This window comes from Mesorhizobium sp. M1A.F.Ca.IN.020.06.1.1, assembly GCF_004023265.1.
Classification (GTDB): domain Bacteria; phylum Pseudomonadota; class Alphaproteobacteria; order Rhizobiales; family Rhizobiaceae; genus Mesorhizobium.
Window position 1 is genome coordinate 1 of record NZ_RZSR01000089.1, and the last position, 10,457, is coordinate 10,457.

At 60.2% G+C, this 10,457-nt stretch carries 10 protein-coding genes; 6 read left to right on the forward strand and 4 right to left on the reverse strand.

Features of this window, described 5'->3' with window-relative positions:
* The coding region (locus EOA60_RS38175; protein ID WP_206628103.1) for a hypothetical protein at nt 1-241 on the reverse strand (241 nt) is incomplete at its 3' end.
* A 519-nt stretch (nt 242-760) separates the two neighbouring features.
* Between EOA60_RS38175 and EOA60_RS06515 the strand changes: the two genes are divergently transcribed.
* Both EOA60_RS06515 and EOA60_RS06520 read left to right on the forward strand, forming a co-directional pair.
* Nucleotides 761-2,848, forward strand: a complete 2,088-nt coding sequence (locus EOA60_RS06515; RefSeq protein ID WP_206628104.1) for a DUF1998 domain-containing protein — start codon at nt 761-763, stop codon at nt 2,846-2,848.
* 136 nt (nt 2,849-2,984) lie between these two features.
* Nucleotides 2,985-3,518, forward strand: coding sequence for a very short patch repair endonuclease (locus tag EOA60_RS06520; RefSeq protein WP_091595102.1), 534 nt, complete (start codon nt 2,985-2,987; stop codon nt 3,516-3,518).
* On the opposite strand, the gene EOA60_RS06525 is transcribed toward EOA60_RS06520, so the two are convergent.
* Entirely contained in the window at nt 3,469-3,963 is a 495-nt protein-coding gene (locus EOA60_RS06525; RefSeq protein WP_091595100.1) for an HNH endonuclease signature motif containing protein, read from the reverse strand. The genes EOA60_RS06520 and EOA60_RS06525 overlap by 50 nt on opposite strands.
* A gap of 97 nt (nt 3,964-4,060) precedes the next feature.
* Between EOA60_RS06525 and EOA60_RS06530 the strand changes: the two genes are divergently transcribed.
* Nucleotides 4,061-5,004, forward strand: a protein-coding gene (locus EOA60_RS06530) for an IS630 family transposase (RefSeq protein WP_164784121.1) whose coding sequence is annotated in 2 segments (ribosomal slippage) — nt 4,061-4,397 and nt 4,397-5,004 — 945 coding nt in all. Because the reading frame shifts where the segments join, the coding sequence is not laid out codon by codon here.
* Nucleotides 5,005-5,055: 51 nt separating this feature from the next.
* On the opposite strand, the gene EOA60_RS06535 is transcribed toward EOA60_RS06530, so the two are convergent.
* On the reverse strand, nt 5,056-5,448 hold the full coding sequence (locus tag EOA60_RS06535; RefSeq protein ID WP_091595098.1) for a hypothetical protein: 393 nt from the start codon (nt 5,446-5,448) through the stop codon (nt 5,056-5,058).
* A gap of 156 nt (nt 5,449-5,604) precedes the next feature.
* On the opposite strand from EOA60_RS06535, the gene EOA60_RS06540 reads away from it, so the two are divergent.
* Both EOA60_RS06540 and EOA60_RS06545 read left to right on the forward strand, forming a co-directional pair.
* Nucleotides 5,605-6,636 carry a DUF262 domain-containing protein gene (locus EOA60_RS06540; protein ID WP_245492568.1) on the forward strand — a complete coding sequence of 344 codons (1,032 nt, stop codon included), beginning with the start codon at nt 5,605-5,607 and terminating at the stop codon, nt 6,634-6,636.
* Nucleotides 6,626-7,294, forward strand: a complete 669-nt coding sequence (locus EOA60_RS06545; RefSeq protein ID WP_091595094.1) for a hypothetical protein — start codon at nt 6,626-6,628, stop codon at nt 7,292-7,294. The genes EOA60_RS06540 and EOA60_RS06545 overlap by 11 nt, the downstream gene beginning before the upstream one ends.
* On the opposite strand, the gene EOA60_RS06550 is transcribed toward EOA60_RS06545, so the two are convergent.
* Nucleotides 7,291-8,445, reverse strand: coding sequence for a DNA cytosine methyltransferase (locus EOA60_RS06550; protein WP_091595092.1), 1,155 nt, complete (start codon nt 8,443-8,445; stop codon nt 7,291-7,293). The genes EOA60_RS06545 and EOA60_RS06550 overlap by 4 nt on opposite strands.
* Before the next feature lie 556 nt (nt 8,446-9,001).
* Between EOA60_RS06550 and EOA60_RS06555 the strand changes: the two genes are divergently transcribed.
* Nucleotides 9,002-10,348: a hypothetical protein gene (locus EOA60_RS06555; protein WP_127335660.1), complete on the forward strand. Its 1,347-nt coding sequence runs from the start codon at nt 9,002-9,004 to the stop codon at nt 10,346-10,348.
* Nucleotides 10,349-10,457 lie beyond the last annotated feature (109 nt).

The window sequence follows — 10,457 nt, forward strand, 5'->3', positions numbered from 1 at the left end:
GATCGCTAATTACCGGCAGCGTGTCGGCCGGGCGGGACGGGCGCGTCAGCCGATCGCTCTTGGCCTGACGATTTGCAAGGATCGACCGCTCGACCGACTCGCGTTCGCAGATCCCGGCGCCTTCCTGGCGCGAGAAGCGCCCGCGCCGGTGGTCAGTCTCGAAAGCCCAACCATCGCTCGACGTCACGCCCACGCCCTTCTTCTTGCGCGCTTTCTGGCCACTCAGGGCGCCGAACTTCACAAACTGACGAATGGCGCCTTTTTCGGCCTCGGACTCAGCGCAGAAGTCCTGAATAACTTGCCTTGGCGTCGCTTCCTAGCATGGCTCGACGCCGCCGCTGCAGGTCTCAAGACGATGACATCGGATCTTGAGGAGGTGTTGCGCGGGACCCCCGTGCGACCAGACCCCGACCTCTTCGAAGGTGTCCGGGATACGATCGAGCGCATTCAGTCGGATTTGAGCGCGGAATGGGACGCACTAAGGGGCGATGAGCCGGATGCCGAAACCTCTGTGGTATCCAAGGCGCGGGACTTCCAACGTCGGAGGCTCCAGGGAAATTACCTTTTGGGTGAACTCGCCGGTCGCGGATTCCTACCGTCATATGGCTTCCCGAGCGACGTGGTGTCCTTCGTGACGGAGACTGGGGTCGAGCGACACAAGCGAGAGGACTCTGGCGAGAACCGCTTTAGTTCTCGAGGATACCCATCCCGACAACGCGACATCGCCATATTCGAGTATGCGCCTGGGCGGAGCTTGGTGGTGGACGGTGTCGTGCGAGAGTCCGCGGGCGTCACGCTGAATTGGAAACGTCCCGCCGATAAGGCCGGTGTGCGGGAGGTGCAAAGCCTTCGTCAGATGCGCCATTGTCAGTCCTGCGGCGCGTTACTGTCGGCGCCATCCGCCGTGTCTCCCGGCGCCTGCCCCGATTGCGGCAGCTCTGACTTCAAGATCATGCGATTCCTCGCTCCAGCCGGTTTTGCCGTCGACGCGCGCTACGAAGTTCATGATGACCCCTCGGACACCGGGACTTCAATGCTCGTCGACCCCTGGGTCTCGGCGCGCACTCTGGCTTGGCGCGCTCTCCCGGACCCAAACGTCGGGCGCCTCCGGACCGGCTCGGACGGTCTGGTCTTCTGGTTCAATCCAGGTCCGCACGGCCATGGGTTCGAGGTCTGCCTGCACTGTGGCCGCGCGGAAGCCGAACACCAAGCGGATGGCGCCGGGTCCCTCGCGGGGCACCGTCCACTTCGCGGAGGCCCCCGTGCGGCCGACGAACGCACCTGCACAGGCGCGCCGGAGATCAACCCCTATGCCGTGGCGCGCCATCTACGACTCGGTCACGAAATTCGAACCGACGTCTGCGAAATACAACTCTACGACTGCGCCAGCCGTGAAGTGGCGCTGACGGTGGCTTTGGCGATCAGAGAAGCGGCCGCGCGTCGCCTCGGCGTGGATGCTGACGAGATGGGCTTTGCGGCGCCTCCCGCCATCCATCCTGCCGGCCAGCGCAATTGGACCGCTGCTGTCTTCGACCGGGCGAGCGGAGGCGCCGGCTTCTCTGCCACGATAGCTCGTGATCCCATCGGCATACTTAACGAGGCTAGAGACTTGCTGGACTGCAGCAAGTTGGGCCGTTGTGGCGATCCCGATGCAGTATTCGCCTGCCCTCGCTGCGTGCTCTCGGTTGATAGCCAACATGCGGTCGAAGGCACCGACCGGAGGGCAGCGCATTCCCTACTCACCGCCATTGGACGCAGTCTGGACCTTCCCAAGCGCTTCCGACTGTTCGGACCTGCCACCGAATATGAATCCGCACCTCTCCCCCAAGCACTCTCCGACCGCCTTGGGGACGATGCGTCGAATACACTGGTCGTGTTCATGTCAGGGCCTCCTGCAGAGTGGGAATTGGAGACTTGGCAAATGGCGCCCGTTCTGGAACGCTGGGGCGCTCGCGGGCGCGGGGTGCAGATCGCAGTCGACGCGAGCGCGCTGACCGCTACCGATGCCGTCACGCGTCGGAACGTGGTACTATGGGCTCAGCGCGCACGCGTCGACATCGTAGCGCGAAACGAAGTCGACAACGACGCCTGGCTGGCGGGTGTGGTCTCGACACGTGGGCTAACCGCCTGGGCATCATCGTCTGCATCCGCGAAGGCCGTGGGTATTGGTTGGGGCTCTGTCTCCGATGCTCCGGTGGTACGAGGTGCAACGGCGCTTGCCGCGCCGCGGGAGCGGCTAGATGTATCCGCCCTGCTCTCGGCCGGCGGCAGTGAGGCCATTTTCGAGATTGCTGATGAGCTCGACGGACCAGCCGCGGGTTTCGGTGCCCGGCTCAGGGCGCTGTTGCGCGCGCGCTCGACGGAATTAGCGCAGGTATTCGCTGCCCCGTGTTTGGAGATTCGCTATTCGGACAAGTACCTGTTCAATCCGCTGTCCATCCGTCTCCTGACGGAAGTGGTCGCCGCCTTCAGCGACTATGACACCAACGTCAAAGTGCAGACTCTCGCCGCCAAGACCGGCGGTGGGGCTCGTACAGGACCGTGGTTGCATAGGGATTGGGCCGACCTAGTTACGCGTACGGCGGTTATGGAGCAATCGCTTGTCGAGGTGGTGCCGAAAGTGCAGGTGTCACAAGTCCAATCCGCGCCGCACCGCCGTCGCCTTGAATTTCGAACGCCGCGTGGCTCTGGCACGATCTTCTTTGATCAGGGAATGGGCTCATGGCGAGTTACCGACGAACACCACGATCATGCTAGCTCAATCTCTGAGCAGGTGACGAGCCTTAAACGACCGTTCTCAGTTCTCAACGGTCTAGATGGGACGTTCCTTGCGGTGAGACTTGACTGAGAGTCGACTCCTCAAGGAATGCACGGTTCAGCGTGAATGGCGCGTCCGGCCAACTTTGGCGCCTGAAGGCGGCTGTTTTTGCGACGTTCGCCTATAGCGTCGCAGGCGGCTGCATCCCTAATGAGCACTGAGAACCATGACCTGTGACCATATAGACAACGACGATTATCCCGTTAGTTCACAGCGCAGCAGGATAATGCGTTCGGTACGGCAAAAGGACACGTCGCCCGAGATGAAAGTGCGATCGGCTCTTCATGCCGCCGGTCTGCGATACCGCCTTCATGTTAAGGGCCTCCCGGGAACGCCGGATCTCGTTTTTCCCCGGCGAAAGGTCGTGGTATTCGTTCATGGCTGTTTCTGGCATCGCCATCCGGGCTGCCATCTCGCGACCACGCCAAAGTCCAGGGTCGCGTTCTGGACGGAGAAGTTTAGGCGCAATCGGGAGCGTGACGCCGCTGCTGCGGGCGCACTGCGTTCGCGGGGCTGGGCTGTCGTGGAGGTGTGGGAATGCGAGATAAAGCGTAACGACTACCTGGAGCCGCTCCTACAAATATTGCGACTGGCGATAGATGCGCGGATGAGCCAACCACACCGCCTTCATCGAAGCTTTAACGCTAGTCTCAGACGGAAAACTTCCGAATCCGGAACGCGAGGTGCGGAGGGAGGATGAATTCGAATTCGTCGCCAAGGTGCAGCACCGTGGTGACCTCGAAGTGAAGCTGGCGATGGTGATTTGGACAGACCGTAATGACGTTTTGCGGCCCCAGCACATCAACGCTGAGTGTCGATACCTGCACCACGTGGTGAGCTTCGACATACGGCATACCATCCGGTTTGAAGAACGTGGCCCAAGCCTGACCCAAGACGTCGCAGCCCTGACACCGGTGGTTGTTCGTTAGCTTCACCATTGCTCCGATCGGCCCGCGTTCCACGTATCGGCTAATCCGGTGCTTGATGATCGGAGTAGCATCGCGCGTCAAATCCCACACCGCTTTGCGTATTTCGGGGTTTTGCAGGTCGGGTGCGCTTGCGAGTAGGGGCAGCTGATCAACGTTCGTACTAAAGTCGACAAGTGAGTCGATGAAGGCTTGTGCGGTGGCGGTACCGCCCCGCAACGCCGGTTCTAGAGCACGTCCTGTGATCGATGAATCGATTGTGAAGTGACGGCTGCGTTTTGTGCTGATTCAACGTCCACCTCGATGGAGGTTGACGATGGGAAAAGCATTGAGCGTGGATCTTCGGTCGCGGGTCTTGAAGGCTTCGGACGAGGGCATGTCGGCGCGGCAAGCGGCGGCGCGGTTCGGCGTGGGAGTGTCCAGCGCGATCCGCTGGATTGCGCGGGCGAAGATCGGCGAACTGGCGCCCCGCCCGCAGGGCCGCCGCCGTGCCTCCAGCCTCGATGCGCATGAAGCCTTCGTCGTCGGGCTGATCGAGGAGCGCAAGGACATCACGCTGAACGAGATGGTGGAGCGGCTCGTCGCCGAGCAGTCGGTGCGCATCAGCCGCAGCGCCTTGAGCGCCTGGCTTCGCCGCCACGGCTGGACATTCAAAAAAAGTCCGCGCACGCACTGGAGCAGGATCGCCCCGACATCCTGAAGCGGCGCCGCGACTGGTTCGACGGCCAGCTCGACCTCGATCCGGCGAAGCTCGTGTTCATCGATGAGACCGGCCTCTCCACAAAGATGGCCCGCCTGCGTGGAAGAGCGCCGCGCGGCGAGCGCTGCCGGGCCGGCGTGCCGCATGGCCACTGGAAGACCACAACCTTCACCGGAGCGCTGCGGCTGACGGGCATGACTGCGCCCTTCGTCTACGACGGCGCCATGAACGGCAACGTGTTCCTGGCCTATGTCGAGCAGGTGCTGGTCCCGACATTGTCGGAGGGCGACGTAGTTGTCATGGACAACCTGCCCGCCCACAAGGCCGCCGGCGTGCGCGACGCGATTGAGGCCGCAGGCGCGAGCCTGCTCTACCTGCCGCCTTACAGTCCCGACTTCAACCCGATTGAGAACGCCTTCGCCAAACTCAAGGCGCTGCTGCGAGCAAAGGCCGAGAGAACCATCAAGGCGTTGTGGGACACGGTCGGCGCGGTCGTCGACCTCTTCACCACAGCCGAATGTGCCAACTACTTCAAAGCCGCAGGATATGAACCGGATTAAACAGGACGCGCTCTAGTCTCGGAAGAGAAGGGCGGATGTCGAAAGATACCGCTAGTCGTAACTTTTATTGCCGGTGCCGGCAGATCGACGTTCCGACCTTCCGATCGTTGAAACGCTCCGGCGGATCTGCAATCTGAGTTCGCCGATATCGGAAACGTCGGATAGACGAATGGGATAGTCGGCCGTCTCCAATTTAACTCGACGGTCGTTCGGGTCGAGGTCGGCGAGGGCCTTACTGTCGACCCACGCCCCCTCAAGATTGCCACCGAGCACCGCGAGGCGGGCTAAGATGGTTTCAAGGGTCGCGATATAGTCCGGGTTGTAGGCGGGCTTGCCTCGGGAGACGCCGCCATTCGAGTGAAGCACGATGTCGACCCCGATGGCCGTTTCTTCGACCTCGAACTCTGCGTCCAGTATCTGACCATCCTCACCGAAAGCCGTCAAGACATTTTCCTCACGGCGCCGAGTGTTGGGCGAGCGACGCAGGGTTCCGATTCTCTGCCTCGCTAGCGATCATGCCAAGAATCTGACATCTATGCATCTTGTCGGGACCAAAACCTTATGTCGAACCTTTTACTGCAGTTGGCAGACCCGGACGAAGTGGCTGCGATCGTCGATGATGTGCGCCGGGAGGCTCGGTACGTTGTTACGGACTTTTCCGTCGAACTGGTGGTTTCGAAATTTCGCGATGAGGCCGAGACGGAAGGGGACATCTACGTTCCGGAGTATCAGCGAAGCCTCGCTTGGAACGAGGAGCAAAGCTCCTATTTCATCGAGAGCCTCATCCTCAGGGTCCCAGTTCCTCCGGTATTCCTCTATGACGTCGAGGGGCGCTTGGAGATCGTTGACGGCTCGCAACGGATCCGAAGCCTAGTACGATATTTGCGGGATGGGTTCGCGCTGAGAGGTCTCGAGAAGCTAGACATACTGAACGGATATCATTTCGCCGATTTGCCGCCCTCGGTGCAGCGGCGTCTCAACAACACGCCAATACGTTCGTTCGTCTTGGACCAGGGAACCGACGAAAGCACCCGTGTTGAGCTGTTCAGGCGCCTCAACACATCAGGAAAGCGACTTGAAGACGCCGAAATACGGAAAGGCGTTTACCGCGGTGCCTTCCTCGATCTGGTGATTGAAAGGGCTGCATCAGACCTCTTTAAGAGCTTGACGCCCCATATGGCCAAGGGCGTCGACGCTCGCAGCGAGCGTCAAGAGCTAGTCACGCGCTTTTTCATCTACTGCGACCGCTACCTGGCGTTCCGCCACGATGTCAGGAAATTCCTCGACTCCAACATGGACAAGCTGAACAAGTCCACTGACGAAGCGCGGCTCTCGGAGATGGGCGCCGAATTCGAGCGGACAATGCAGTTTATCCGCATGTACTATCCGAAGGCCTTCTATCGGCCGGATGGAGGGAAACGCGTTCCTCGTGTCCGCTTCGAAGCCATTGCCGTTGGAACGGCGCTCGCCTTACGGAGCGATCCGGCCTTAAGGCCGCCATCGGATGCATGGCTGCGGTCGAAGCAGTTCGAGGAGCTGGTGCGGACGGACGCCAGCAACAGTGCTCCGAAGCTCCGGGGGCGTATCGAATACGTCCGCGACAGCCTGCTCGGCCGTCCGTATGAGCGTTGAGGGACGCTTTCGCGTCCGCGCGCAGGACGTGTCCGAGTACCTAAAGTCTCTGCAGTCGCTGGAGCGTGTTTACAACATACCCGGCCGCAGTTTCTACCGCGCAACGGCGGCGATCACGGCGTCCCGCGCCTCCGCCTTCATCATGATGTACAACTGCATAGAGTTCGGTTCCCGAGAGGCGTTGGTAGGGCTGCGACAGGAGATCCTGGCAGGCGGTGGCGGCTTTATGGCTCTGAAAGACTACTGGCAGGAAGAGATAGCCCGAGCTCACTTCCGCGACCGGCTCACCCAGGGCGCCAACCACGACAGCCTCATCCGCGACGTGGCCAGGTTCGCGCCTGGGGTCGTGGACTGGAAATCAGACCTGCGCCGTCTGCCGTTTTCCGGAAATGTCGACAACGAGGAATTGCTACGCTTCGTCGCGCGGATCGAAAGCCGATGGCGACCACCGCGATCTTGCCTCGGCGGTTCCGACCTGGTCCTTATAAGACAGATGCGCAACACACTTGCTCATGGCGCCGAGACGTTCGAGACCGTCGGTTCCCAATTCAGCACTCAGGACATTACCGAGAAGTTTCGACGGACAAGGATCTTCATGGTCTCGCTCATTAAGGGGCTTGAGCGCTACAAGACAAGGCAGCACTACCGCCGCGTTTAGGCGGGTACTTCTTCGAGACCGCAGTGGGTCGCCAGTGCTTGCGCGAAGTCTTGGTTCTTAGTTAGCCCACTCTTCATGTAGCGGCGAAGAAATCCCTCGGCGGCGCGGACGGATAATGTCTGTGCATCGTTCAAGCCAAAGCTCGCGATCGAGACGCGGCGTTCGTCTGCCGGTCCTTCACCCGCCCCAGGTATGTAGCGTGAAGTCTGCTTAGGGCCACCCCACGCCGCGTTGTGCTGGGAAAGCGTCTCGGTACCGTGTTCCTGATAGGCAAGGCTGTGGGCTTCCGAGGCCACCAGACGTTGTCCGACCCAGGTCGCCACAGGCACGCTCACAGCGTTGCCAACAAGGCGCCAGCGCCCGCGCTCGCCCTTATTGGTGTCGCGGGCAGCCGCCGTCCAGCCAGCGGGGAAACCTTGAAGGCGTTCCGCATCCTCGATGCCAGGCGTCTGAAACAGTCCAGTTTCCACCGTCCAAATAGCAGGCGGTGAAGGTATGCTTAGGCCGGAGCCCCCTTTTAGGGGTGGTACTGCATCAGGGGTCCAACCCACGCCACGATTGCCCTCAGTCCAGTAAAATCCGATGTTGGCCGCCCAATCGCTTGCGGGCGCTACGCGGTCGATACCGTCGAAGAGGAGGTTTCCGGGGTCACCCTCCAACATGCCGACGATGAAAATGCGCCGGCGTCGATGCGGAAGCCCAAATTCCCGAGTGTCCAGCACGCGGTACGCCCAGCGGTAGCCGCGTTCGGCTAGCTCGGCGGTAACGTACCGTACTGCCTTGCCCTTCTGCAGATTTAGGGAGAACGCAACGTTTTCGAGAACTATAGTATTCGGCTTCTTCGGTGTAGCGTCGAGCAACCTGAACACGTGCGACACCAGCCCGGACTGGCTGCCGTCCAAACCAGCCATCCGTCCAGCTTGACTGAGATCCTGGCAAGGCCAGCCACCGACAAGGGCGTCGCACTTGGGAAGACGAGGCATGGCCGTGACATCGTCGACAAGACTGATCTCCGGAAAGCGGCTTCGCAAGACGGCCTGTGCCGCAGAATCCTTTTCGCACATCAGGGACGTCTTTAGGCCCGCTTTGGCGAAACCCACCTCGAATCCACCAATTCCCGAAAATAGGCTTGCGACGGTCTGATTCGACATGAGATTCTCCGAATCCCTTATCAGTTAACAGAGATCCGTTTCAAACTCGAGAAAATAAATCGCAGCTTGGCTAGCGCCAAGCTGGCCAATATGGCTCGATCGCCCATCTGCGCAGGCAGGGCGAAGGTCGTGTTTCAGGAAAGCCGGGGAATTCACTCAGAGTTCAAGGTAGAACTTTCTAGCCGGTTGGCCCGAAAGCAGGCCTGTTGAAGCGTCTGCTTCGGGTCACGTCACGAAGATACTCGCACCGAATTGAAGGTCCGTTATGGAAGATCCGAGGCCCGAAGCTTCCAGTCCGCTATCGGCCCCAAGAATGACGGGCTGCAATGCGCCATATCGGTCGTATAAAGTGCCCCCATCCGTTCCCGAAAGCCGTCGTCTGTTACCTGGCTCGTGAGCTGCCGGCAGTCTATCCGAGGTTTCGTTACAATTGTCGGCGGACATCTCGAACATCGTTGCAATTGACGCACACGGATATCTATTAGATGGCGGTAAATCGGACGGTAGCCGCTATTCTCGAGACGGCGGATTCTGCCATTGAGGGGGATGTACCGGCATGCGACTCATCCAGAACAAGGCGTCCGATGATCATCGGACCGCTGTCGCCCATGTTTTGGAGGGCGCTGAGCAGATCAGCATCGCCGTCGCCTTCCTAAAAGAGGGTGGCGCACGGATCATCGGGCTGCTCCTAGAGGCACGCCTGAAGCAGGGCGCTAAAATTGAAGCTTTCCTCGGTACTGATTTCTACATCACCGAGCCAAAGGCGCTCGCGCATTTGCTCGCAATAAAGAAGCGGTTCGGGGCCTTCGAAATGTTTCTTGCAAACGGCAAGACCGCAACCTTTCACCCGAAGTCCTATGTCGGACGAAGCGAAGGCCAGGTTCGGTGTCTGATCGGGTCAGCGAACCTCACGACCGGCGCCCTGACAACAAACGATGAAATTTCAATCCTGGCGACCGTGAACTCGGACGAACAACTGTCGTCGGATCTGAAAGTCACCTTTGCCGATTTTCGTGAGAGCGGCAGCTTCCAAGAACTCGATGACCTGGTGCTTGGGCAATATGCCTCGCGACACAAAGACGCCGAGCGATTGCGACGCAAACTTGAGAAAGAGCTCGAAGACAACTTCGCCGCACAGTTCGATCTGCGGCGCTTGAATGGCTTCCTCCGCCAGTACCGCGCAGACAAGACCGAACGTTCCGCGCTGGCGAAGCGCCGGACCGATCGGGACAAGGCATTGAAGGTTCAGCAATTGATCGCGGATCTCGGCAACGCGCCGAGGATTTCGAAGGAAATGAGGAGCGTCTTCGCAGAGAATCTAAGCAATCTGATTTCTTCAAGAGAGCCTTATCAACATCTCTGGCATTCCGGCGACATTCATCGACGAGGGTCGGCGGCACTCGATCATCCCAAGAAGACGATCACACTGTTCGCCGCGGGCAGGAAGGCAGCCAAACTCGCGCCAGAACGGGGTTACGAGCAGATGCGTCAGCTAGCGCTCGGTATTCCTGGCGTGGGCGTGAATATGATCACGGCGATTCTCTGCACCTTCGCCCCGAAGCGGTACGCTGTCTTCAACGGCAATACCTCCGGCGCCCTAGCGGCGATCGGCATTGGCGCGCCTCGAAGTCCAACTGTCGCAACGCTGTCGGCCGAACGATACACGCAATTGTGCGCTACCATCGACGCGCTGCGGAGGCGCATCGGTGGCGCTGATTTCACGGACGCCGACGCGTTTCTCAACTGGCTGTATTTCAAGACGAAGCCTTCCAAGCGCGCGCATGAGGGAGGCGCCCCAAAAACCTCACCTTGCGTGTCGCGGCCACGCCAAGTTGTCCGGCAGCCGCTACTCACCTGGCGCATTTATTTCCAGCTGACAACTCTGATGCCGTGGGCGTGCTGAGAGCGTAGACGATCTTGCCGTCGGTAAGGGCTTGCCGATTGAATTCGACCGACCAGAGCCGCGTCTTCGCGGAGAACTTCACCATCGGCGACAGCGCTCGCTTCTTCGG

Bases quoted from the DNA above. Each gene is read 5' to 3' on its own strand.
- EOA60_RS06545 (WP_091595094.1), top strand. From the start codon at position 6,626: ATGAGCGTTGAGGGACGCTTTCGCGTCCGCGCGCAGGACGTGTCCGAG.
- EOA60_RS06550 (WP_091595092.1), bottom strand. From the start codon at position 8,445: ATGTCGAATCAGACCGTCGCAAGCCTATTTTCGGGAATTGGTGGATTC.
- EOA60_RS06520 (WP_091595102.1), top strand. From the start codon at position 2,985: ATGACCTGTGACCATATAGACAACGACGATTATCCCGTTAGTTCACAG.
- EOA60_RS06555 (WP_127335660.1), top strand. From the start codon at position 9,002: ATGCGACTCATCCAGAACAAGGCGTCCGATGATCATCGGACCGCTGTC.